Annotated in this window: 22 protein-coding genes and 1 other RNA gene; 4 read left to right on the top strand and 19 right to left on the bottom strand. The window is 36.7% G+C overall.

Annotated features, from left to right (window positions below; all coding sequences use genetic code 11):
- Window positions 1–134: 134 nt before the first annotated feature.
- The 8 genes from pfkA to CPRO_RS11640 form a co-directional block, all read right to left on the bottom strand.
- Complete coding sequence (gene pfkA / locus CPRO_RS11605; protein ID WP_066054021.1) at window positions 135–1,115, bottom strand: 6-phosphofructokinase; 981 nt, start codon at window positions 1,113–1,115, stop codon at window positions 135–137.
- Between the two features lie 23 nt (window positions 1,116–1,138).
- Window positions 1,139–1,381, bottom strand: coding sequence for a trp RNA-binding attenuation protein MtrB (gene mtrB, locus CPRO_RS11610; protein WP_066052004.1), 243 nt, complete (start codon window positions 1,379–1,381; stop codon window positions 1,139–1,141).
- Between the two features lie 12 nt (window positions 1,382–1,393).
- Window positions 1,394–4,894 (bottom strand): DNA polymerase III subunit alpha, encoded by a 3,501-nt coding sequence (locus CPRO_RS11615; RefSeq protein WP_242946173.1) that lies wholly within the window; start codon window positions 4,892–4,894, stop codon window positions 1,394–1,396.
- A gap of 405 nt (window positions 4,895–5,299) precedes the next feature.
- The gene (locus tag CPRO_RS11620; RefSeq protein ID WP_066052007.1) at window positions 5,300–6,505 is read right to left on the bottom strand and encodes an ABC transporter permease; all 1,206 of its coding nucleotides are present in this window, start codon (window positions 6,503–6,505) and stop codon (window positions 5,300–5,302) included.
- On the bottom strand, window positions 6,502–7,197 hold the full coding sequence (locus tag CPRO_RS11625) for an ABC transporter ATP-binding protein (RefSeq protein WP_066052010.1): 696 nt from the start codon (window positions 7,195–7,197) through the stop codon (window positions 6,502–6,504). Before CPRO_RS11625 ends, CPRO_RS11620 begins: the two co-directional genes overlap by 4 nt.
- Before the next feature lie 10 nt (window positions 7,198–7,207).
- The gene (locus CPRO_RS11630; protein WP_066052013.1) at window positions 7,208–8,389 is read right to left on the bottom strand and encodes an efflux RND transporter periplasmic adaptor subunit; all 1,182 of its coding nucleotides are present in this window, start codon (window positions 8,387–8,389) and stop codon (window positions 7,208–7,210) included.
- A 190-nt stretch (window positions 8,390–8,579) separates the two neighbouring features.
- Window positions 8,580–12,107 (bottom strand): pyruvate:ferredoxin (flavodoxin) oxidoreductase, encoded by a 3,528-nt coding sequence (gene nifJ / locus CPRO_RS11635; protein WP_066052016.1) that lies wholly within the window; start codon window positions 12,105–12,107, stop codon window positions 8,580–8,582.
- Window positions 12,108–12,773: 666 nt separating this feature from the next.
- Window positions 12,774–13,790, bottom strand: a complete 1,017-nt coding sequence (locus tag CPRO_RS11640; RefSeq protein ID WP_066052018.1) for a copper amine oxidase N-terminal domain-containing protein — start codon at window positions 13,788–13,790, stop codon at window positions 12,774–12,776.
- 400 nt (window positions 13,791–14,190) lie between these two features.
- Here CPRO_RS11640 and smpB point away from each other — a divergent pair, with 400 nt between their 5' ends.
- Together smpB and ssrA are read left to right on the top strand one after the other, a co-directional pair.
- Entirely contained in the window at window positions 14,191–14,664 is a 474-nt protein-coding gene (smpB, locus tag CPRO_RS11645; protein WP_066052023.1) for an SsrA-binding protein SmpB, read from the top strand.
- A gap of 25 nt (window positions 14,665–14,689) precedes the next feature.
- Window positions 14,690–15,045, top strand: a transfer-messenger RNA (tmRNA) gene (ssrA, locus tag CPRO_RS11650).
- A 217-nt stretch (window positions 15,046–15,262) separates the two neighbouring features.
- Here ssrA and CPRO_RS11655 read toward each other — a convergent pair.
- The 4 genes from CPRO_RS11655 to CPRO_RS11670 all read right to left on the bottom strand — a co-directional run bounded on the left by CPRO_RS11655 (window position 15,263) and on the right by CPRO_RS11670 (window position 19,591).
- Window positions 15,263–15,907 (bottom strand): SMI1/KNR4 family protein, encoded by a 645-nt coding sequence (locus tag CPRO_RS11655; protein ID WP_066052028.1) that lies wholly within the window; start codon window positions 15,905–15,907, stop codon window positions 15,263–15,265.
- Window positions 15,908–15,981: 74 nt separating this feature from the next.
- Window positions 15,982–16,425: a hypothetical protein gene (locus CPRO_RS11660; RefSeq protein WP_066052031.1), complete on the bottom strand. Its 444-nt coding sequence runs from the start codon at window positions 16,423–16,425 to the stop codon at window positions 15,982–15,984.
- A 138-nt stretch (window positions 16,426–16,563) separates the two neighbouring features.
- Window positions 16,564–18,420, bottom strand: a complete 1,857-nt coding sequence (locus tag CPRO_RS11665; protein ID WP_066052034.1) for an ATP-binding protein — start codon at window positions 18,418–18,420, stop codon at window positions 16,564–16,566.
- Window positions 18,413–19,591 carry an SIR2 family protein gene (locus CPRO_RS11670; protein ID WP_066052037.1) on the bottom strand — a complete coding sequence of 393 codons (1,179 nt, stop codon included), beginning with the start codon at window positions 19,589–19,591 and terminating at the stop codon, window positions 18,413–18,415. The genes CPRO_RS11665 and CPRO_RS11670 overlap by 8 nt, the downstream gene beginning before the upstream one ends.
- 186 nt (window positions 19,592–19,777) lie before the next feature.
- Here CPRO_RS11670 and CPRO_RS15620 point away from each other — a divergent pair, with 186 nt between their 5' ends.
- Both CPRO_RS15620 and CPRO_RS15625 read left to right on the top strand, forming a co-directional pair.
- Window positions 19,778–20,011 carry a site-specific integrase gene (locus CPRO_RS15620; protein ID WP_072743665.1) on the top strand — a complete coding sequence of 78 codons (234 nt, stop codon included), beginning with the start codon at window positions 19,778–19,780 and terminating at the stop codon, window positions 20,009–20,011.
- 149 nt (window positions 20,012–20,160) lie between these two features.
- Window positions 20,161–20,655, top strand: a complete 495-nt coding sequence (locus tag CPRO_RS15625) for a tyrosine-type recombinase/integrase (RefSeq protein WP_236782346.1) — start codon at window positions 20,161–20,163, stop codon at window positions 20,653–20,655.
- 153 nt (window positions 20,656–20,808) lie between these two features.
- Here CPRO_RS15625 and CPRO_RS11680 read toward each other — a convergent pair whose 3' ends face one another.
- The 7 genes from CPRO_RS11680 to CPRO_RS11710 all read right to left on the bottom strand — a co-directional run bounded on the left by CPRO_RS11680 (window position 20,809) and on the right by CPRO_RS11710 (window position 25,646).
- Window positions 20,809–21,669: a hypothetical protein gene (locus CPRO_RS11680; RefSeq protein ID WP_066052040.1), complete on the bottom strand. Its 861-nt coding sequence runs from the start codon at window positions 21,667–21,669 to the stop codon at window positions 20,809–20,811.
- A gap of 110 nt (window positions 21,670–21,779) precedes the next feature.
- Window positions 21,780–22,970 (bottom strand): MrcB family domain-containing protein, encoded by a 1,191-nt coding sequence (locus tag CPRO_RS11685; protein WP_066052043.1) that lies wholly within the window; start codon window positions 22,968–22,970, stop codon window positions 21,780–21,782.
- Between the two features lie 275 nt (window positions 22,971–23,245).
- Window positions 23,246–24,007: a DNA adenine methylase gene (locus CPRO_RS11690; RefSeq protein ID WP_066052046.1), complete on the bottom strand. Its 762-nt coding sequence runs from the start codon at window positions 24,005–24,007 to the stop codon at window positions 23,246–23,248.
- A gap of 98 nt (window positions 24,008–24,105) precedes the next feature.
- Window positions 24,106–24,819 carry a C39 family peptidase gene (locus CPRO_RS11695; RefSeq protein WP_066052049.1) on the bottom strand — a complete coding sequence of 238 codons (714 nt, stop codon included), beginning with the start codon at window positions 24,817–24,819 and terminating at the stop codon, window positions 24,106–24,108.
- Window positions 24,819–25,073, bottom strand: a complete 255-nt coding sequence (locus CPRO_RS11700; RefSeq protein WP_066052052.1) for a hypothetical protein — start codon at window positions 25,071–25,073, stop codon at window positions 24,819–24,821. The genes CPRO_RS11695 and CPRO_RS11700 overlap by 1 nt, the downstream gene beginning before the upstream one ends.
- A complete protein-coding gene (locus tag CPRO_RS11705) occupies window positions 25,039–25,350 on the bottom strand; it encodes a hypothetical protein (RefSeq protein WP_066052055.1) in 312 nt (103 codons plus the stop codon). Before CPRO_RS11705 ends, CPRO_RS11700 begins: the two co-directional genes overlap by 35 nt.
- Window positions 25,347–25,646, bottom strand: a complete 300-nt coding sequence (locus CPRO_RS11710) for a hypothetical protein (protein ID WP_066052058.1) — start codon at window positions 25,644–25,646, stop codon at window positions 25,347–25,349. The genes CPRO_RS11705 and CPRO_RS11710 overlap by 4 nt, the downstream gene beginning before the upstream one ends.
- Between the last annotated feature and the right edge of the window lie 3 nt (window positions 25,647–25,649).

Genomic DNA, 25,649 nt, shown 5'->3' on the forward strand with positions numbered 1-25,649 from the left:
AAAGAACCCTTTGTCTGCAAATTCCTTTACAGTGGGTTCTTTTTTCATTTATCCCAGAGGAAATATATCCCCTCCATTCATCGCTTTCCAATTTCTCTTGATGAACCGATAAAATAGACAAGCAAGAATTTTAATTATATAGCAAGAATTTTAATTACGTTATATATATCCTGATCTAAAGTTTTCTCCATCCCCAAAGATTCCTCAAGACCTATAATTTCATATTTCCCCTTGTTAAAGCAAATAACTTGATTCTCTTTCCCTTCCAAAATGGCCTTTACGGCGTGATAACCCATCATGGAAGCATGCATACGGTCAATTGCTGTGGGGCTACCGCCTCTTTGCAAATGACCTAGTATGGTCGCTCTGGTCTGAATGCCCGTGATATCCTGAATATCCTTAGCCAGTTTCTGGGTACCACCAACACCTTCTGCAACCACAATTAAATTGTGCCTTTTACCAATGCTTCTGTTCTCCAAAATTTGCTGAATCACCTTTTGGCTATCGATAACACCCTTCGCCTCTGGAAACATTACATCTTCGGCACCGCCAACCATACCGCACCATACCGCGATATACCCGGCATCACGACCCATAACTTCAACCACAGAACAGCGCTCGTGGGAACTGGATGTATCTCTCAACTTGTTTAAAGCATCCATTCCGGTATTTACAGCTGTATCAAAACCAATGGAATATTCCGTGCTGTTCATATCCAAATCAATGGTTGCTGGAATCCCAATGCAGTTTACACCAAGCTTTGCCAGCTCTGCCATGCCTCTGTAAGAGCCATCCCCACCAATAACTACCAAAGCATCTAAACCTAAAATTTTGTATATTGCTGCGGCTTTATTCAGTCCTTCTTGAGTCATCATTTCAGGGCAGCGCGCCGTATGCAAAATAGTACCGCCTAAGTTCATTACATTAGATACATCCTTGCTGTACATCTCCTTGATTTCGCCATTTAAGAGTCCGTTATAACCTTTGCGAATGCCAATCACCTGAATATCATGAAAGAGTGCTGTTCTTACAACTGCACGGATCGCAGCGTTCATACCGGGAGCATCCCCCCCGCTGGTCAATACACCAATTTTGCGAATCTTTTTCTGCTCCATCACATTTTCCTCCAATCCCAAAATTATTCCTTCTCAAAATTTTCTGACTGAATCACCCCAAATTGGGTATAAATCTCCGCCTCACCTCTTATTTTAATGGCAGACGTATTCGTGGTGAACTGGGCAATTAAAACCTCACCCTTGTCAAGTTTTTCCGTATGATGAATTTTTGTAACCTCGCCGCGGGTTACTCCAATAATACTTACGCCCTTTTCTAAGGCTTTCACGCATATATATGGCGTATTTTCCATGTTCTTTTCATTCATACGCAATCCCTCCTAACCGTCCTTCATCACCACATTACCCTCACCTAGTAGAAGCTTTAACTCCTCCTGCAAATCAAAGGAACCATCCACCCAATTTTTTTTATCCGCTTTTCTTTTTTCCTTTGTACTTTCTTGATAAATATAAACAGGTATTTCTCCACGATAACGGCCTAAGATCGCCGTTATCTGCTGTAAAGGAACCTCTCTATTCTGTGCAATTTTCAGCCATACCGAGGCAGTGGTTTTCTCATTCTCCGCTGGCTTTGTCTCCTCCAAATGTAAGATCTGCATTTGAGATGCAATTACCTTTGCCTCTCCATCAGCCGATACGTTTGAACGACCTTTCACTAAAATGACTGCTTCTTCTAATAAAAGCTCAGAATATTGTTGATATACTTTTGGGAATACAACAATCTCCATTGTGCCTTGAAAATCTTCAAGGGTCAGAAAAGCCATTTTATCATTGTTTCTTGTATATTTCACCGAAACACTAGCAATCATACCACCAACAATCACCTTGGTTTCATCTGGGATTTGTTGGCGTTCTTCCTCTTCTTCCCTAGGCAAAAAATCAATACTGCTATGGCTTATTTTTCTTCTTAATCTATCTTCATATTCCGCCAATGGATGTCCACTTACATAAATACCCAAAACCTCTTTTTCCATGGCCAGCTTATCTCTGGGTACAAACTCAGCCACATTGGGCAAATCGTCTTGCATCTGATAGTTTCCTTCACCCATATCTAATTCAAACAAATTTAATTGTCCTTCAATATTATTCTTTCTAGCCTGACCAATTCCATCCAAAATACTTTTGTAAATCGCCATATATTGACTTCTGGCACCACCTAAGGAATCCATTGCACCCGCTTTAATCAGGCTTTCAAAACTTCTCTTATTCATTTCACCTGTTTCCATACGGTTACAGAATTCAGTCATGGACTGAAATAAACCTTCCCTGTCACGCTCGGCAACCAAAGCATTGACAACACCCCGACCTACATTTTTAATGGCGGCAAGTCCAAATCTTATTTTTCCATCGGAAACAGAAAAATGCGCATACCCCTCGTTAATGTCAGGAGGCAGTAAAGCAATGCCCATTTTTTTGCATTCTTCAATATAGCTTGAAACTTTGCCTGCGTTATCCATAACACTGGTCATTAAAGCCGCCATAAATTCTACAGGATAATGAGCCTTTAACCATGCTGTTTGATATCCAACAACGGCATAGCAAGCTGCATGGCTCTTATTAAAGGCATACTTAGCAAAGTCTGTCATCTCGTCAAAGATTTTTTCCGCAACCTCCGCTGGTATTCCATTTTTCACACATCCGGGAACTTCATCCCCAACGCCATAAACGAAATTTTTTCTCTCCTCTGCCATTACTGATGCTTTTTTCTTACTCATGGCACGCCGTACCAAATCGCTTCGCCCAAGGCTGTAGCCCGCCAAGTCCCGCACGATCTGCATAACCTGCTCTTGATAAACAATGCAGCCATAGGTATTTTTTAATATAGGCTCAAGACTTTTATGGGTATATTGAATATTTTCAGGGTTATTTTTACCCTTCACATATTTCGGAATAAAATCCATAGGACCCGGGCGATATAATGAAATTCCTGCAATCAAATCCTCCAGCCTCTTTGGCTGAAGCTCCCGCATAAACTGCTTCATCCCTGCACTTTCCAGCTGAAAAACACCCTCTGTTTTCCCCTGACTGATAAGCTGGTAGACCGCCTCATCGTCATCAGGGATATTGTCTATATTAATCTTTATCTCGTGAATACGTTCCACTTCCTGCACAGCATTTTGAATCACTGTAAGGGTTCTGAGACCCAGGAAATCCATTTTTAGAATGCCCAGCTCTTCTAAAAGGGTCATGGTGTACTGAGTATTTACCTGGCCTTCATTTGCACTCAATGGCACATATTCCACAACAGGTTTTTTACAAATCACAACCCCCGCAGCATGGGTGGAAGAATGCCTTGGCAGTCCTTCCAAACGCAAGGAGGTGTCAATCAAACGATGGGTGTCTTCCTCTGTTTCATATGCCTTTTGTAGGTCAGGATTCATAGCTAGGGCTTTTTTAATGGTAATTCCCAGCTCCGTAGGTATCATTTTGGAAATACGATCCACATCGGCATAAGGCATAGCCAAAGCACGGCCTACGTCCTTAATTGCCGCTCTAGCCGCCATAGTTCCAAATGTGATAATTTGGGCGACATGATCCTCCCCATATTTACGGATTACATAGTCTATCACTTCTTGCCGTCGCTCATAACAAAAATCGATATCAATATCAGGCATACTGACACGTTCAGGATTCAAAAATCGTTCAAAAATCAAGTCATATTTTAATGGGTCAATGGTAGTAATGGATAAACAATAAGAAACCATACTCCCCGCCGCAGAACCTCTTCCTGGTCCAACAATGATTCCGTTGTCCTTGGCATATTTAATAAAATCCCATACAATCAGGAAATAATCCACATACCCCATATTTTCTATGGTAGAAAGTTCATATTCCAATCTTTCTTTCCATTCTTTTTTGCCTTCAGGATATTTTTCTCGAAACCCTGACTCACAAACCTCTCTTAGGTATTGATTGGCTGTTTTTCCTTGGGGCACATCAAACTGCGGTAATTTAAGTTCGTGAAATTGAAAGGAAACATTGCATCTTTCTGCAATCTTTGCTGTATTCTCCAACGCTTCAGGGGCATAGGAAAATAAATCGTACATCTCTTCAGGGCTTTTTACATAAAACTGCCCGCCTTCATAACGCATACGATCTTCATCCAAAATCGTTTTTGCCGTTTGAATGCATAGCAAAATATCATGAGGCTCTGCATCCTCTTTATAAATATAATGACTATCATTTGTAGCAATAAGAGGAATGCCTGTTTCCTCACTCATGCGAACCAAAGCCATATTCACTTGCTTTTGCTCCCGCATACCGTGGTCTTGCAACTCAAGAAAGAAGTTTCCTTCACCAAAAATATCTAAATACTCCAATGCTGCTTCCTTTGCTTTTTCATAGGAAACATTAATAATATTTCTGGCCACTTCTCCTGCCAAACAAGCACTGGAAGCAATCAGTCCCTTATGGTGCTTTCGCAAAAGCTCCTTATCAATACGTGGTTTATAATAAAAACCATCTATAAATCCATAAGAAACCAGCTTTATTAAATTCTGATAGCCCTCGTCATTCTCAGCCAAAAGCACAAGATGATAATTGCCACCGTTTTTTGCATCCTTCATAAGTCGGGACTCCGGGGCTACATAAACCTCGCAACCAATAATGGGTTTTATGCCTGACTCTAATGCCGCCTTATAAAATTCTACGGCTCCATACATGGCACCGTGATCTGTTATGGCAATGCTGTCCATACCTAGTTCTTTTGCTCGAAGAACCAATTCCTTTATCTTAGCAGAACCGTCTAAAAGGCTATATTCTGTATGAACGTGCAGGTGCACAAAGGGTTTTATTTCACTCATATTTTCTTTAAACTCCATTTTGCACCTCCCATAATGCAATCTTTGCAAATTATGTTATATTATATCATATTTTCTTTCCAGAAAAAAGAGAAAATATAAACTTGTCCCAACTGGCTATAAACTGTCCCATATAGTAAAATTATAAGGAATCACCAATCAAACATACATTTCATAGTACCTTTTAAATTTTCCTAAGATAATATTTATTCTTTGCCACATACGCCTTAAAAATAAGTATTCATTTTATGTAAAATCTCCTTGGCTAAATCAAAAATTTTTAGAGCATTCGCATCCTTGTACTGATTGTTTAACTTCAGATCTATTCAAAATGCATTTTTTATAAGAAAATCTTGTTCTAATTTATTATGATTAAAAATCTCACAAAAAAACAGTGTACGATTTGCACACTGTTTTAAAGTCCTATTATTCATATCTCAAAGCTTCAACTGGATCTTTTTTCGCCGCTTTGTTGGCAGGGTACAAACCAAAGCCCAAACCTACAACAGCAGAAAAGACAACTGCTATCAATACCACTGTAGGCTTAACAACAACTCCGACCCCCACTATCATACCACCAATTGCAACAATAGAGATTCCTAAAATGGTACCAATAATACCGCCCGCCGCAGAAATTGCAGCAGCTTCAATCAAAAACTGAATCATAATATCCTTTGTCCTTGCACCAAGGGCTTTTCTGATACCGATCTCTCTTGTTCTCTCCGTTACGGAAACCAGCATGATATTCATAATTCCAATACCACCAACAACCAGTGAAATGGCTGCAATGGCACCAACCACCGCAGAAAGAGAACTAAGTACACCATCTACGCTTTTCATCTCTTCCTTTGCGGAGTAACAGGTCACATTTTCAATAGGTTGATTTTTCATTCGGGCAATATACGCACGTATCTCATTTTGCAACTGAGTCATATCATAGTCTTGTGACATCCAGAAAGAAAGTCCCCACTGCCCTTCATCGGGACTTACCAGAATGCTTTCAGGAATATATGCATTGGCAAATGAACCACCCTGCATTAACTTCATAAGTGCAGAATCGGTATTTTCAAATACACCTATAATCAAAAGCTCTTCTGCCTGATTATTTATGGTAGTTTTCAATGATTTTCCCACAACATTTTCCTGACCAAAAAGATTAGCCGCAGTTGTCTTATCCAACACAACAAACTTTTTCTTGCCTATAATATCTTTATTGTTTAGCATACGCCCATATACAATTTTCGGATTTTTTATGACGGTAGGGTTTTCTGCCAAACCATTTAAGGTAACCATCTCTTTTTTTCTTCCTGCTTTTACATCAGCTCTTGTTGAGCTTCGAAAACCAACGCAGGTTACTTTTCCATCCATGGCATCCATCAACTGATCCGCATCATCCTTTGTAAACATCTGCTCCATTGAGTAATAACCATCAGGAGAATCAATGTATGCAACAACCAAACCGGAACCAAAGTTTTCATATTCACCTGCTACAACGCTACGCATGGTATCCCCCAACGAAACGATGGCAATAACCGAGCTAATACCAATAATCATGCCCAGCATGGTCAAAAAGGAACGCATTTTATTGGCACGAATAGAGAACATTGCCAATTTGATATTTTCGAATATCACCCCTCCTTCACCACCTTTTCATCGCTCACAATCTGCCCGTCTTGGAAACGGATTATCCGCTTTGTGCACTGGGCAATATCTTCTTCATGGGTAACTACAACAACCGTTGCACCCTCATCGTTCAGCTTTGTGAAAAAACCCATAATTTCATGGGACGACCGGCTGTCCAAGTTACCTGTTGGTTCATCCGCAAGAATCAATGCAGGATCATTGGCCAATGCTCTGGCAATGGCAACTCTTTGCTTCTGTCCACCTGAAAGCTCGTTTGGCAAATGATGCACACGGCCTTCCAGTCCAACCTTATGTAACAAACTCTCCGCCTTTGCTCTTCTCGCCTCGGCTTTCATACCTCCGTATATCATAGGAATTTCTACATTTTTCAAGGCTGATGTTCTAGGAATTAACTGGAACGCCTGAAACACAAAACCAATTTTTTTATTTCGAATTGTTGAAAGCTCATCTTCACTTTGCTTTACAATAGGAATGCCATCTAATAAATAGGTTCCCTGAAAATTTCTGTCCATGCAACCTAAAATATTCATAAGGGTGGATTTACCCGAACCGGATTGCCCCATAATTGCTACATACTCCCCCTCTTCAATAGTGAGGGAAACATTTTGCAGTGCATGTACTTGAATCGCACCTGTATCATAAATCTTGTTTAATTCTTCGATTTTAATTACTTCCTTCATCCTGCACCTCCTACTGAGGGATAACGGTCATTCCTTCCGTCAGCGCAAGGCTGGGGCTCAGAACAATCTGCTGTCCTTCGGTTAATCCATCTCCCTGAACTTCAATCAGCAGATCTGTCTCTAACCCAATTTTTACAGGTATGATATGAATTGTATTATCTTCTTTTACAGTATAAACAACAGTAGAACCATCCTCAAGCTCACTTACAGCCTCATAAGGAACAGTTAAAACCTGCTCCGACTTTGCAATATGGATAGTGGCCTTAGCAGTAATACCTGCAATCAACTTATCATTTGTGCCAATAACATCTATGTAAACAGGTACTACTCTTTCCGTGGAGTTTGCATCCTTATTTTCCCCTGTAGGAGAGATACGTGATACAACACCCTCTACATTTTCCCCATTTAAAATATCTGCTGTGATATCTACCTTCTGTCCAAGCTTAATTTTGGCAATATCCGTCTCTTTTACTAAAACCTTCATTTGCAATTTATCTATATTCTCAATTACAAACATTGGCTTGTCATTCTCTGTATCATTGGCAAATCGTCCAACCTTTGTATTCACACGGGTAATGGTACCGTCAATCATACTGGTGATTCTACAATCCTTTAATGTATCCGCTTCAACACTTATCTTTCGACTCATATTTTCTAATGTTTGTTTTTCTGAATCTGTTAAAACAGCTACACCATTTTTCGCAGAAACCTCATCTAGCTTTCTTTTCGCTTCATCCACTTCACTTTGGCTAGCAGCATCAACATCTAACAATGCCTTCACATTGTCATAATCTTTTTTCAACTTGTCATATTCATCCTGTCTTTTTTCCAGTGTTTCATTTTGCTGCATTTGCAATAAAGATAATTCCCCTTTACTTAAACTCATCTGCTTCACAAGCTCAGAACTATCTAAAACAGCCAGTAACTGACCTTTTTTTACCTTGTCGCCTTCTTTAACCAATAGTTCCTTTACTTCATAGCGTAATTTTGATACTACTTCCGTACTTTCTGTGCCTTCTAAAACTGCTTTTAACTTTAATACCTCTTCTACATCCTGTTTCTCTACAAGAGAGGTACTAACCATTGTGCCTTCGGGGGTTTTATTTCCTCCAAAAGCAACCTTTGCGCCCACTGCTACTACAATTAAGCCTGCAACAGCTATTAGTATTTTCTTCTTTTTAGATAAAGCCATGTAATTGCCTCCTCAGTTTTTCTTATGTCCTTTATTATAGAAGATAAATTCTAAGAAGTCTCTCAATATTTCTTAATATTCTTTTAATTTATAAAATTTTCCAATATATGAGTGCTATTCTCTGATTTTATGATTTCTACATAAAAAAACGGGAAGCAAAGCTTCCCGCTAAAATTAACCTATTTTAGAATTACTGGTTTGCCAATCTCTTGTAGTTTTCCAGTCTTTCTTTTGCATTTTTCTCAGATTCCACGAAGAGAGCCTCTGCTGCTTCAGGGAATGTTCTCTGCAAGGAGCTGTAACGAACTTCGCTTAACAAGAAGTCCTTGAAGCTTGCTGTAGGTTCTTTGGAATCCAATGTAAACGGATTCTTTCCTTCTTCTTTCATAGTAGGATTGAATCTGTACATGTGCCAGTAACCAGCTTCTACTGCACGCTTGATCTCAGGCTGAGCACCGCTCATACCACCCTTCATACCATGGTTGATACAAGGAGCGTAAGCAATAATCAAGGAAGGTCCATCGTATTTTTCAGCTTCCAGCATAGCCTTAACTACCTGGTTCTTATCAGCGCCCATAGCAACCTGAGCAACATATACATAACCATAGCTCATAGCCATCATACCAAGGTCTTTCTTTTTAATTCTCTTACCTGATGCAGCAAACTGCGCAACTGCACCAACAGGTGTAGCCTTGGAAGCCTGACCGCCAGTGTTGGAGTAAACTTCGGTATCAAATACGAAAACGTTAACGTCTTCGCCAGAAGCCAATACATGATCTAAACCGCCGTAACCGATATCGTACGCCCAACCGTCACCACCAAAGATCCACTGAGATTTCTTAACCAACTGGTCTTTGTTTTCAAGCACATAAGCAATGATTGTCTTAACTTCTGCATCAGCGCCCTTGTAAGCTTCCAATGCAGAAATCAAAGCGTCAGAAGCAACTCTAGACTTTTCGCCATCTTTCATTGTTGCAATCCATTCATCAGCAACTGCTGCGAAGGAAGCATCCAAAGATTTCAAAGTTTCAAGTCTGCTCTTGATACCTTCTCTCATCTGCTTAACTGCTGTTGCCATACCCAAACCAAACTCCGCATTGTCTTCAAACAGAGAGTTTGCCCAAGCAGGACCACGGCCATCTTTATTTGTTGTATATGGCATAGAAGGTGCGGAACCACCCCAGATAGAGGAGCAGCCTGTTGCATTTGCAACATACATTCTATCACCAAATAACTGTGTAATCAATTTTGCATAAGGTGTTTCACCACAACCTGCACAAGCACCGGAGAACTCAAGCAGAGGCTGTTCAAACTGGCTGCCCTTTACAGACTCTTTGCCCATAGGGTTTGCCTTAGGGGATACTTCTTCAATTGCAAAATCCCAGTTTGCAATTTCAGCTTCCTGTGTAGCCATAGGCTGCATCACCAAAGCTTTCTTAGGAGCAGGGCAAACTACAGCACAGCTGCCGCAACCCATACAATCCAAAGGAGAAACCTGCATTCTGTATTTCAATTCCCCAAAGCCTGCGCCCTTAGCAGCAACTGCTGTAAAGCCTGCAGGAGCCTTTGCCAATTCCGCATCAGTAACCAATACAGGTCTGATTGTAGCATGAGGACATACAAAAGAGCACTGGTTACACTGGATACAGTTTTCAGGAATCCATTGAGGAACATCAACTGCAACACCGCGTTTTTCATAAGCAGATGTACCACAAGGGAATGTGCCATCTTCTCTGCCGGAGAAAGCGGAAACAGGCAGATTATCGCCTTCCTGCGCATTCATAGGTTGAACGATATTCTTAACGAATTCTGTTGCTTTTCTTGCTTCTTTCGCATCAGCATCAACAGCATTTGCCCAATCAGCAGGAATTTCAACCTTAACCATACCTTCTACACCTTTATCAACAGCGGCGTAGTTCATGTTCAGGATTGTATCGCCCTTCTTACCGTAGGACTTCTTGATTGCGCTCTTCATGTATTCAACAGCTTGTTCAATAGGAATGATGTTTGCAAGCTTGAAGAAAGAAGACTGAAGAACAGTATTTACTCTGTTACCCAAACCAATTTCCTTTGCAATTGCAGTACCATCAATAATATAGAATTTCGCATTCTTTTCTGCCAGCTGTCTTTTTAATTTTGCAGGAAGCTTTTCATTTAATTCTTCCTTTGTCCATTCGGTATTCAATAAGAATGTACCACCATCATTCAATTCTGTAACCATATCATACAGATTTACATATTCCTGCTTATGGCAAGCTACAAAATCAGCTGTCTTAACTAAGTATGTAGAACGAATAGGCTTTTTACCAAAACGTAAGTGAGATTGTGTAATACCACCGGATTTTTTGGAGTCATAGCTGAAATATGCCTGAGCATACATGTCTGTATGGTCACCAATAATCTTGATGGAGTTTTTGTTTGCACCAACGGTACCGTCAGCACCAAGACCCCAGAATTTGCAGCTGATTGTGCCGTCGCCTTCTGTTACGCTGATTTCCTTGCCAACTTCTAAGGAGTGGCCTGTCACGTCGTCATTGATACCAATTGTGAAGTGGTTCTTAGGTTTATCCTGTGTTAGGTTTGCATAAACAGCGATAAACTGTGCAGGTGTAACGTCCTTGGAACCTAAACCGTAACGTCCGCCAACAACAACGGGAGCTTGATCTGCTTCAAACATTGCTGTACAAACATCCATGTATAAAGGTTCGCCCTGAGAGCCGGGTTCTTTTGTTCTATCCAAAACAGCGATTTTCTTAACTGTCTTAGGAAGAACTTCTAACATCTTTGCAGCAACGAAAGGTCTGAACAGGTGAACCTTAACCAAACCAACTTTTTCGCCTTTTGCTGTCATGTAATCAATTGTTTCTTCAATTGCTTCACAAGCAGAACCCATAGCTACAATAACTCTGTCCGCATCGGGAGCGCCATAGTAGTTGAATAATTTGTAATCTCTGCCTGTAATTCTGTTGATCTCGCCCAAATATTCTTCTACAACTGCAGGAAGTGCATCATAGAATTTATTTGCTGCTTCACGAGCCTGGAAGTAAATATCAGGATTCTGTGCTGTACCTCTGATAACAGGATGCTCAGGGTTTAAAGCGTTTCTCTTGAATGTATTTACAGCATCCATATCAACGATTTTTGCCAATTCATCATAATCAACACATTCGATTTTCTGAATTTCATGGCTGGTTCTAAAACCATCAAAGAAATGCAAGAAAGGAACTCTGCCTTTGATTGCAGCCAAATGAGCAACGCAACCCAAATCCATAACTTCCTGAACGCTGTTGGATGCAAGCATCGCAAAACCTGTCTGACGGCAAGCCATAACGTCGGAGTGATCACCGAAGATGGATAATGCCTGTGCAGCCAAAGCACGAGCTGTTACATGGAATACGCCGGGAAGCAATTCACCGGAGATTTTGTACATATTTGGAATCATTAACAACAAACCCTGAGATGCAGTGTATGTTGTTGTCAACGCACCTGCTGCCAAAGAGCCGTGTACAGTACCGGAAGCGCCTGCTTCAGATTGCATTTCTACAACCTTTACAGTCTGGCCAAAAAGATTCTTTTTGCCATTTGCTGCCCAATCGTCTGTTTTTTCAGCCATTGGAGAAGATGGTGTGATGGGGAAAATGCCAGCTACTTCAGTAAACGCATAGGAAGCGTATGCAGCAGCTTCGTTACCGTCCATTGTTTTCATTACTTTAGACATTCGTACTTCCTCCTTACAAATTATAAATATAGTCTGTTTTTGTCTTGGAAAACCAGTCTGCCGTTCTCAGAACAAGTTCCCTCCGTTTCATTTAAAAATGGCAGATATTTGTCACAGTGATTGTCAGACAATTATCAATCTCCAATTCCATAAAAACGGTTGTTTTTTTACTCGTTCATTATACAATCAAACCTTTGTCTTTTCAACTATTAAAATAATTTTCAGCGTTATGTTTCTAACAAAAGGTTTTTTGGCGTCTTTGCTTAATACTTTCTACCAAAAAAAAATTTATTTATGCATTTTTCCAAAAAAGTGAAGAAATGGCGCCTTTTTTCTGTCGGACAAGGCTTTTTTGTTTTCTGTAATAACAACAATGAAAACGTCGAATTAACATTAGATTGATAATGTAATGTCAATAATATTTTTTTATTTTTTTCATTTATAAAACTAATTGATTCAATCTTATAATTTTAAAAATTTTGAACTATAAATATTTAATTTTGAATTCTATACTATTAATAATTGTCGCTTTTTTAGGTTTATTAACATTTTTTGTAGTTTAATACTTAACTGTTTAATATTTGGCTTATATTTCTACAATTCTTATTTCCATACTATTTTCTATAAAAACAACTTATAGGAAGAATTAATAAATAAAAATTCGTTCTACATTGCTGATGCAGATATGAAATCCGCATATTTTGTTTGCCATTGCCCTTTTAATACGTCTCCATTCCCGGGAAATAATACGACAGCCTGTTCCTGTTTCCCAGAATCAATCAAAGCAAGTTCTTTTTGTTCAGTTATATAAAAAAGTTGGTTCTCTGCAAAGGGCACCTGAGCCTTCACATTAGCAATACCCTTTTCTGTAAGCATATCCGTTAAAAGTTTGGTTTTTTGTTCCCTTAAGTCAATATTTATAGTTTTATAAATAGTTTGCTCATCTTTTTTACCACTCCAGCAAAGAGAAAGAAAATCCCCGTTCACCAAACCTTTTTCCAGCTGAAGATGAAAGTTACCGTCCCCATCGCCCAGCATAAATTCATCAACTAAGCCTTGTATCTCCTGCATAATCTCTTTATTCAATCCTTTTTCATAACTACCATCATTTAAACCCATAATGACGGGAATTTCTAAACTGTACTCTTTCCCTTGACTTTTTCCAACTAAGAAATCAGATGCAATAATAGGAATAACCCCTTCTTTGGATTTAAGAGAAATCTGTTTCTTAGCACTGTCCCATCGAACTTCAGTAGAAAAGAAATCAGAAAGAATAGATGCTTCCCCATAAAGGCATCCATTTATCGACTGTGGCGGCGTATGTAGAGTGATATGGTATCCACACATTTGGGCACTGCTATTGCCTGCCTCAAATAAAAGCTTCTTTCCTTTGTACGTTACGGCGACACTTTTTGTTGTCTTTTCCCAAGTAACAGTTCCACCTAGTCCTTGTGCTACATTTCTTATGGGCAAAAGCAGTATATCCTCTTCATCGTAATATAGGGGCATATTCTCCCCCCCATTATAAATCTTTGTTTGTTCTTGGGCTGCAATGTCTTGTTGGGGCTTCGAGACCTCCATCTCCAGCTCCTTTGCCTCAGTAAGACGCATGGAAAGTCTTATTGCGCCGCATATCATCGCAGCGGAAACGCATATAATAACAGCAGTCTTTTTCATATACATAATTTTTCTTCATTCCCTCTCATATTAATTCAAACACTCTTCCTATTTAAATGTTAATCAATTTTTACTCTGATCATTATTAATTACGCAAGCAGATTTTTTTCTGTACATTTCATTTTACACCTACCCGCAAAAATAATTTTAAAATTTAATTTTATAGGGTAACATGAAGTTACACTCGAATTATTATATTTCTTTTTCGGATAAAAAGAAAGAATTTTAAAAATCTTTTAAGAAATGTTATAATCCTGTATATTTAAATGAAAAATGACACAAAATTTCCATGATTACTAAATTTTGTAATATGATTGTCATTTGCCTTTTTCACAAATATATGATATCATACTTTTGAGAGATTTCTCACACAAGTATTGATTCGAGGGAGAGAGCAGGTTTTTTTATGGCTAAGGGAAACGGTACAAAGCTTATTGCTCAAAATAAAAAAGCATACCATGATTACTTTATTGAAGAAGTATTTCAAGCTGGTATTTCTTTGGTTGGTACAGAGGTAAAAAGTCTGCGTGCCGGCAAATGCAGCTTAAAGGAAAGCTTCATTCGCATTGAAAATGAAGAGGCTTTTATTTACAATATGCATATCAGCCCATATGAGCAGGGAAATATTTTTAATAAAGATCCTCTGCGGGTAAGACGTCTTTTACTTCATAAAAATCAAATACGAAAGATTTCGCAAGAAAGTCAAATAGCAGGATATACCATTGTACCTCTTAAGGTATATCTTGACCGTAGTCTGGTTAAAATTGATATAGCTTTAGCAAAGGGTAAAAAGCTATATGATAAAAGAGAAACCATCTCAAAAAATGATCAAAAGCGTCAGGCCGAAAAAGAATTTAAGATACGCAATCTAACCTTATAATCAGTATTAAACTTATTTATAATACGGGGATGTAATGGTTTCGACGGGAGTCTTGAAAATAGGGATAGCCATCCGCAGGCCGGTTAACTGCGTCATCAAGCCGGAAACTTTTAAAAAGAAAAGACAATAATAATTTAGCAATCGCTGCCTAATTGCGGCAGCCGTCGGCCTTTGATCACTCGCTGTCAAAGATCCCGGCGTCGACTAGGCGAGGCACTTTTTCGCTTAAGCTTTGCGGCGTAAAAAGACTTATGAAGCTACCAAGGGATATAGCCTGTCAATCGGCGATATTCTAAGGGAATGTTAAAAGACTGACTGTGATGGGAGAAGTTCTTATGGATGGGTTTTCGGACAGGGGTTCGATTCCCCTCATCTCCATTCTTTTCTAGGTATTAAACAAAGCCTAGAAACCGGGGAAAACGTTGAAATATCAGCGTTTTGAAGCATTTTATTAAATGTGTTCTGTGATACAAATAGTTGCTCCGTGACATAAAAAATGGCTTAAAAAAGCACAAATATGTCACGAAATATGTCACGAAAACAGTAAAACAACCTCTTTTATAAGGGGTTGTTTTTATTTTGTATGTTATATGTATGCCTATATTGTCAAACCAATACGTTTTCGATATTCTATAGCGTTTCTACAATTCGGATTAATACCAGAGTATCGGTTATCACAATACGGAATCATTAAACAATCATCGCTACCGCACGCCCCAATTTTCAAAAAAGCCTCGAAAAAAGTATTGAAGTCTTTACCTAATATGTATCCATGTCCTTTACAACCGTCATGGCTAAGGTATACAACCGGTGGATTAATCTTATCTATCCCAATGTCCAATGCTATAACGTCGCCTTCGTTATATATAATTCCCAACTTATTATGCCAAACTTTATCATAAGAATTATTATTGTCTGGAAAACATTCCTCTTGCCAATCTTTTCGATTATTTTCTGCATGTATGACTCCATCAGTAGAAATTGTAAAGCTCATATAAGGAAATTCGTCCTCCCCCTGAGAATCTTTTTGTTTAGACAAAAAAACACAAAAATCACAATATCCAGAAAAATTAAGAAAAAAATTTTTTAGCTGCATTGGAAGTTCCATGCCAATTTCATTTTCCAATCTTAAAATTTCATCTTTTGTAGCAGGTTCTCCAATTTCTAATTCCACCTTATCATATAATTCTCTATACACATCAACCAATTTATTTAATTGACACTCTATCCATTGATAATCCATACTTTTTGCGCTCCTTTAGAATTTACTATTAGCCTTTCTATTCTTACTTTTTCAATTATAATCCAAATCTAAATCTACTTGAAATTATTTATCATTTTATCCCATTCAGCTAAATACTTTTCTTTCCGGACTCTAAACCATATATGAAATTCCGTACAACAGGGATCATCCCCTTGCATGATATAAACATAGTCCCTCTTTTCCCAAATAAGTATTTGCCAAGACTGTTCGCCATCGATAAAAGGGTTTCTAAGTGTGCCTAAAGGAATATCAGATATACACATTATGCTAATATCTTTATCAGCATTATCCCACCATGGAAACGAAGCTATCTTTCTATTTAAACTTTGGCTAAAATAATAGAGATGCATACCCAAATTACCTCGTCCTATCAAAGTGATCTGGAAATCATCTATGAGAGGAAAAGCACTTAAATCTAGTGAAGGAAGTTGCTCCGAATAGTTATTATCTCTTAGCCTTATTGACCTGTCATTCTTATAAAGCTTTCTCTTTCCCATTTTTTATACCTCATTAATAATATAAAATAAACACTTGTAACTGCATGCTTTTGCTATATCTATATTCAAATTGTAAGAACTTTTGGCTTGTCCAGTATAAACATAATGGGCAATTGAACTAGAGTGTTATTATTATAATTATTCTGTCCAGGATGCATGCAAATCTATTGTATTGCTCTTTGGTCGTTTTTTATCATTCAAAATATCAACTTGAACTATTACTGGAAAATTACAAGCAGTACCAGTAACTACACAAGCTCCTTGTTGTAAAATTGGAATCATTTCAAAAGATGCTGCATCTAAAAATGACACCGTTTTTCCAATTGCTTTAATATCTTCACTGTTCACTAATCTATGCAAAAAATAATTATGTAACTGTGATATTATAGTGTCTGAGATATCAGATGGCCTTTGACTAGCAATTGTAAGAAAAACTCCAAACTTTCTACCTTCTTTTATTATTTCTTCAAAAACTTCTATTCGGTAATCTTTCCATGCACTACTTTCTCTTTCCGATTCTTTTGATAAAATATTATGAGCTTCATCAACAATAATATATAACGCCTTATTTCTTCTATGTAAGTTTTGTTTTTTGTGCTTATCATATTCTTTTTTACAAATAAGCATAGGAACAATTTTTCTCATATAAATATTGACATCAATCAATGACACAATACTTATATTATTGGGGTTATTATTATTTTCATTTATTGAGAAAACCTTATTCATGTCATCTAATCTAGTATCCAATCTTCTAATTATTGGGGCAATATGCTCTTCGTTTACATAACCTCTCTGAACATCATACACATATTGATACTTCATAGCAAATTCAAAGATAGCCCAATAGTCTGCTTTATCCCCTATATGAATTTTACATTCATCTAACTTCAATTTCTCTATTAATTTAATAAAAGCTGGATTTTCCTTAAACTCTTCCTCTGTATTTCTATATTCTTTAGTCCCAAATAAACCTATGTTATACCAACTTCCAGTTGTAGCATTAAACGTTATATTGTTGAAAAAGGCATCTCTTGGTTCATCTATGTCATGATAACTAACATTTATTATTTCTTCATAATATCTTTTTACAGAATTATATTTATATCCAAAATCAAACAAACCCTGTACTAATTCAATTGTTTTTTCTTGAATTACATTATTTGTATTGGTTGCATTAACTGAATGTCTAATTAAATATTTATATTGGTTTATCGCTCTTTTTAAAAAAGGTTGTTGTGTCTTTTCTGTCGCTTCTAGTATAATTGACCAAAACTCCAAATCTTGAATATCACTTTCATCAAGATTATATGTATCTTTCTTTTCCCTAGTAGATAATAATATCACATTCTTGTTTTCAGTAATGGTTTCAGCATATTCTCCGTTAAAATCTATCAGAACAAATTTACTATTTTTTTTGAAAGCTTCTATTTCACCATACATATTAAATAATTCCGTATATATTTTAGCTAATGTATTAGATTTTCCACTTCCTGTATTTCCAAAAATCCCAATATGACTTCCAAATAACGACTGTACTCCAAGTAATAATTTATATTGCTCATAAGCACTAATATCCCCAAGTTCAATAACCGGAGCATTTTCAGAAACAAATGAAAATATTTTCTGAACTTCACTATCTTTTAAAATATATACATAATTTGAAATTAACGGTAATTCCGAAAGTCCTCTTTTAAATGTTCCTATATCTTCAATTCTACCAACTATGCTAATTTCAATAACCCTATTAATTGAATTATTTTTTTCTGCATACTCTTCTTTAACCGTTTTATCGTTAACATATTCTCCTTCAACTTTACCGATTATATCTAAAAAATTTTTTCTTATTTTTACAAAGCTGCCAACAGATATATTCTTTATTATTTTTCCTTTATAATTAAGGGTAGACGTGTTCTTGTCTTGATACACTTTTGCTCTTACTTTTTGTCCTTTTACCTCTATTACTTCTCCTATTTTCAAAATATTTTCATTCATCTTTAAATTCTCCAAATAAATCCTCTAACTCTTTGTTCAGAAATGGTAAATCCAATAAATGTTCTCTTTTACCACCCTTAATCTCATCTTCACTTGGCTTATCCGTCTTTACAACCCAAACATTTTGAAATTTTTCAAACTTCTCGCAATAATTATCAATATCATCTTTTCTAAATGCAAATATTATTACCATTAACGACGGATTACCCAATGCCCTCATTGTTATTTCTTGAATGTGCTCATCTTCAAATGAAAATCCTTGTGTTATCAACACAGTATTATTTTTCTCAAGCTCATTACTATAAATTCTCATTAACTCATAATAATTCTTATCCATCAAAGTATCGCTGAATTTTTGTTTTGTTGGGTTTACAATTTTAAAACTATCTTTGAAATTTTTTACGAAATCAATATATGTGTCTTTAATTCCATCAAATTTTTCAGGTAAAATTTCATCTAAAACCTTTTCATCACATTTACACCAATCATCAACACCTAAAATTTTCTCTTCTGTTTCTGTAAAATCCGTAAATAATTTACAAAAACAAGTATAAAAAACCTCAATGCTCTTTATGTATTCATTATAAACAATTCTTCTTTGTTTTCCTTCTTCAATTTTCCAAGTCACTGATCCATGTAACTTCATTAAATTAAATATTGGTACTTCTACACTTCTATTTGTAAATATTGCTCTTTCAAAATAAAGTCTATTAAAATTAGCAGTTGAAAAATATGGATTTATTCTTCCCTTAAATCCATCATTATAATCAATAAAGTTACTTTCTAAAGCATATTCTAATACAACATCATAATTAGTTGTAAAAATATTCGCCTGCTTATTAATAACAGCTGACTCCCTTGCGTTTAAAATATTCCTCCAAAGCCTTATAAATTCGATTTGATTTTTTATATTAAGTTCATTAATCTTATGGCATAAAGGATAAATAGATTTTTCGAAAAACTTCCAAAATATAAAAGCTTCAATTACAGTATATTTATCATCCCTATTATTTTTATTAATTACTTCTAAAATTTTTTCCGTATCACCCAACGTATCAACAATACCATGTGCAAATCCAGCTCCCAATAACAAATTAATGTTACTAGATTCAATCATTTTCTTAAATTCGCTCTTAAATTCCTTTGAATTAATAATTTTAACTTTTGCCATTAGTTCCTCCGCACCTCTTTTATTAGAACACACTTACTTAAAAAGCATAGCATTATAAACAAAACCTAGCTTTGCTGAAATCCCGCATACTTTCTCTAAAATACCGCTAACCATGCTACCAATTATGGTACAACTGTGTCTATTTCTTTTGAATATTGTCAAGACTTCAACCAAGGAGTGATAATCATGCAATCAAACAAAACTTGCACCATCGTAGAACAATATCTTGCCTACCTGATAACCGTCAAAGGCCGAAGCCAAAATACTATTTCGGAATACCGATTAGATCTGCTGCAATTCTTTCGGTTATTGCAAATTCAAAAGGACTTATCTGCCCCGACTTTAGCTTTGCAATCTTGGAATTCATCGAATCCATACAACTCGCCGATATTTATGCCTTCTTGGCTTATTGCCAAGTGACGTTAAATACAGCTCCTGGTACCAGATACCGAAAAATTGTTTCCATCCGTCAGTTCTGGAAGTACCTCAAAACAAAGGCACACTTGCTTGACAATAACATTACCGAAGAATTAGAAACACCAAAGCTACCAAAGCGGAGTGCACGGGTTTTGACATTAGAGGAATCTGTTCGTCTACTAATTCAAGCTAAGTCTTGCTCCGCTCGTGACGATTGCATTATTACCATCTTTCTAAACTGTGCTCTTCGCTTGTCCGAGTTAGCTTCATTAAATATAGAACAAGTTGAATCCGATATAATTTCCATTATTGGCAAAGGAAACAAAGAGAGAAAAATATTTTTGACCCCAGCAGCAAAACATTCTCTATCAAAATGGCTTGCAATTCGTAGTACATTACAAATTGACAATAATGCTTTGTTTATCTCTAGGAATAAAGGCAGGCTCACAACACGTTCCATACAAAACGTCGTAAAGAAGCATATTGTTGCTGCCGGTATCAACCCAAAAGGTTTGTCCACACACAAACTGCGCCACACTGCTGCCACACTTATGTACAAATATGGGCATGTAGATATCCGATCTCTTCAACAAATTCTTGGGCACGAAAGCATCGCTACTGCGGAAATTTACACTTCATGTGGATGAGCGTCAGTTACAAACGGCTGTAAATGCCAACCCTTTGGCCATGATGTTCACTTGAGCAGCATGGCTTAAGCAAAATCGGAAGTTCACTTTACTAATACTGCAACTACATTATTCCTCATTAAGTAAAACTATCTCCATTTAAAAACATAATGTTTAGCTAAATCTATTGTAATAATTGTCACTTATATTTCTATAATTACTTCGATTAAGTAGTTTTCTTTGTATATACTTTTTGATTTCTGGAACGACAATTCCATCTTCATCGCACAATCCATATTCTAAAGCATAACGATAAGTTCTGTTTGTGTTTTGCAATTTGTCGTTATTTAGAAAATATTTTATGTCTTTAGGTGACAATGACAACATAAATTTTTCTAAATTTTCACTGAAGTTATTCATAAAAATATATGATCTCATATTTTGAGACTCACTTTTTATTTCACTTAAATCATTTCTTAATTTTTTATATTCACTGTTCTTTTGCTCTAATCGAGTTTTATAAGTTTCTAGTTTCTCTTTCGTTATTTCATTCTCTTGTGATAATTGTGCGATTGCTTCATTTAAGGTCATGCTGATTTCATCCTGTGTAACATCTATTTTTTCTTCAGTGGAAATTTTCTTTGTCTCCAAATGATCAAATCTAGAAATTAAGCTTTCAAACTTTTCCCCAAATCGCTCTTCAATCCTACCGAGAACATTAGATTGGTCTTTCATAAAATTATAGGAACTATCGTAGAATTTATTACTTGTCTCATCAGCTTTAAAATAAAAAAAGATTGATATAAATATTGAAAAGAATGCTAATAAAATTGACAAAACACTTTCGGTTGATAAACTATTTTTATAAATTACCAAACAAATTAGCGCCGTAATAATTACAGTAATAAATGATACTGCAATTGTAAATATAATTTTAATAATATCTTTTGTAGCCTTTTGTCCGTTAACCTTTTCAAGTTTATCTAATATTTCCTTAATGTCTTGCAATTCCATTTTATCTCCTACAGATTTCATTAGCTACTTCTCCTTTTTAAAATTTATATAAGTATTAAATTTTTTCGCTACTGTGAATATAATCAAAAAAATATAATGGGAAACTTATCCATTCCTTTTCATACTTCAGTTTAAATAAATTCACTTGAGATATAATTTGTTGCTTTGAACCGAAATGTTTTTCTTAGATCACCATTTATAATGTAAAGCAATCCCGCATTTGCTTTGGCGTTAAAATTGTAAACCCTGTATAGACTATAGCTCTCACTATTTAAAATTGAAAATTGAACTTCATTGTCTGAAATAAGAAACGGGGTATCTTTGTCACCAGAAGTTGTTTTGACTTCTATGTATCTTTTATTTCCATTTTTATCAAAAGATACAATGTCATAACCCGTTCCATCACCTATCTTTTGAGAAGTATGTTCAATACTTTTTATCAAGTCAACTCGCCCCTCATCGGTTAGTCGTTTCTTTTCATATTCAATAACCATTTTCTCGCCGGCCAACCCAATTTTCATGTCGTGAATCTGCTTATTAATGTGATTTACCTTACGACCATCACAACAATACGGTCCATTTTTCTGTAAAACATTCGGAGGTTTCTGCAGTGTAAGTGAAAAACTAACTGGATTAATAATTACTCTATTCAGTTCATCATTACGGTCATCAATATAAAAAACATCTGCTTGGGCCCCAGCCAAAATGTAATTGTTTGTTTTCTCTGTCGAACAATTATGCATTCTGCCTTTAAGCTCACGGTAAACAGACAACATTTTTCTTAAGTCATCTACTAAAACTTGGTTACAGGGTAACGCATGAGCATCATAATATTTACCGCAAATATGACCTAATTCATATCCTCGAGGTAGGTCTGAATGTTTACCTTGGGCTTTTAAATCAATTGGGTCAAAGGTAAAGTCATTTAGGGTTGTTGCCAATATTTTTTGCCATATAGTCGCTACTTTTTGAATATTCAACTTACCCTCTTTAGCTTTAAATGTTTCTCTAAAATATGTCCATCCTTGATTTAATGAAAGATAAACTCCACTCATATCGGCTTTGAAAAGGTACACAACATCATACCCTTTGGTTGCTGTGTTAGTAATATCTATATCAAATATACCAATCCAAGGTACTGCAGCCCAATTTCCATTACCCGGTGATGCAGTAATTTTAAATTGATTACTATTAAGTTGTAATTCTGACAATATATTTTTAGGTATGTCATTACGAATATAGTTTGCAAGTGGGTTTTTTTCAAGATTATTCCTTGATTCATTACTGTAATTCTGAAGAACCTTTTCAAGTATATCTTTCAAGCGATATCCTCCCTAATGAAAAAATTTGATATCTGGAACTTCGTATAATTGCTAAAACACGAATTTAACTTTAACTTTTAAACGCCAAATTATTTTAAAATTATTATAACTCATTATTCAAAATATTTCCACAAATACAAAAAAATGCTACAATCGGCTTTAATATCACCAATTATAGCATTTTACGCGTTCTATCCTTTATTATTATTATAAGATCATAATCAATACAGTTCATCGTAGAACTGCTTTTTAGTTCCCCTTAAACATATATTTAATCAGAAGTTTCTGATAATTAACTCTTTGTATCTACTACCCAAATCACCCATTGCCATTTTTAAATTATGAGACCGCTCAACTTCTTCAATTACAAAATCCTTATAAATCTCTATGATAAATTCATCATCATTATATGATAAAACAAAATTCCCTTTAATGCCTCTTAGTGTATCCCTCAATAAAATATGCATTTCTTCCCCAAAACTATCCTCGCCTGTATCATAATATTTTTCCGTATTATGATAGGGTGGATCACAATAAAAGAGAGTCCCCACTCCGTCCTGGGCAGTAATCAGCTTTGCAAAACTTTTATTTTCAATTAGTACACCATCAAGCCGTCTTTTTACCTGCAGTAAAGCATCCATATCAATAGTATTTCTAGCTCTACACCCAAAGGAACGTACCGTGGCACCATAAGACAATTTTATCAAATATAAATATCTGGCCGCTCTCTGGATCTCCGTCATTTGACCAACATCTGCCGCCTTGAATTTTTCAAATATTTCTCTTGAACTAACTGTTAGCTCAAGCTCTTTTGCCACTGCTTCTGGATGATATTTTACATTACGAAACAAATTCACCAATTCAGAATTTACGTCATTATAAACCTCTTTTTCTGCGTGTTTATCTTTATAGAATAATACCCATCCGGCGCCGCCGAATACTTCCACATATTTCTTAACGCCTTCTTCCGGAAATCTATTCACGATTTCCTTTCTTAATAATTTCTTTCCGCCTACCCATGCAATAAAACTATCCATTCTACCTCCTATATTTTTTTCACTTCTATACTCATGTTCTTTTATAGTGCCCCTCAAAAAGAGGGGCTTGACTTTCTAAAACTATAAATCTTATCTTCTTATTTCTTTTTATCTAAATACCGTGTGACCAAAGCCATGGCACGAAGCATATCATCAGAGAGATCCATCTTGTTTTTGTCAGAAAAACAACCGGTATCCTGCATATCTTTGACCATAGGTTTTGCCCAGCTTGGTACTTCATTTAATGTGTTATATCTTTTCATATTCTCATCCTCCTTAAATTCATCCGGTACCTTTACCACCCAATAAAATTTCACCTGACTTTTGAACAAATTGTAATCTGCATTTATCTGTGCCGACTTATTGGACCAGGGATCATTGATTTGTACCTTTCCTCCTTCCAAACCGTACCACAACACATAGTGGCCGCTGGTTGTCCAATTCCCCTTGCCCATGCAAGTGATAACCAAATCGCCCCGCTCAATTGCCTCCCTTGCCAACTCGTGATACTTAGAAGCAGGAGAACCATAAATATTTGCACTGTTTAGCATGGTAATATCAATGCCATACGCCGCTCCCTGGGGTTTGAAATAGGAATAATATGTACCCTGCCCTTTTGCTTTATATCCATGTTTCTTGGACCATTCCGCCGTAGTAATGGGAGTAACAGTCTTGTCGGCCAGGGTTGCAATGACCATCGCCGCACAAGTAATACCACACCCCTCCGCCTTAATCGTGGTCTTTTCTCCCGGTGCAGAATAATCATGACTTGCCCATTTCGGATCATTCTGCATATACAAAATTGGTTTCATTATTCCTCACCTCCGTTATTTTTCTGATACTGGGTACCAAAGTAAAAGGCAATCACCACGCTGAAAATAGTTAAAAACTGCTCTCCACTAATCCGGCCAACAATGGCCAAATAGGAGAATACTGCCGTCAGCAATATTGTAACGATGGATTTCACAGTCAAAAGATTCTGAATGGTTACCTTTGTGCTTTCCCTTAAGATTGCTGCCCCTTGTTGTAACTTACCCTGCGCTTTGTTCGTTTCGTTTTCGTTCATTCTCCGCTTCCTCCCGTCTCATTCTTCTTTCCTGCCGTTTCTCCGCTTGCTTGTCCTGCCTATCTGCCCAGCGGTTAAATATAGTCATAACGCCACAAATACCTAATTCCGTACCAAATACCGTTAGGGCATTCCCTACAATGGCAGAAACGTCCACTCCGAAGAAAGCTAAAACCATACCCGCTACCACCACCGCTACACAGAAAAGCAAAGACAACACCACAATGGTTGTCATGGTATCATCATTAATCCGCAGACGCCTGCGTTTTTCCTTCAAGGCAACCTCCCCCCTGAAAGGAAATACCCAACCACCGCACCTACCACAACAGTAATTACCCGCTCCACAATGCTCTCCCAACGCTTTGCGGGTTTCTCGGCCAGAGACTTTACATCAGCTTTAATCTCTCCCACGTCCTCTTTTATGTACTCCTGTTCTTTTTGCATCACAGAAAAAGCGTTGGTGAGCTGTTCCAAATTGTCCTGGCGTTTCTCCATGGAATCCAACCTGTATTTATTGCTTTTGCTCCGCTGGTCAACCTCAATTAGCTTTTCTGAAATTTCATCCTGATTCATAAG

The organism is Anaerotignum propionicum DSM 1682, assembly GCF_001561955.1.
Lineage (GTDB): Bacteria > Bacillota > Clostridia > Lachnospirales > Anaerotignaceae > Chakrabartyella > Chakrabartyella propionicum.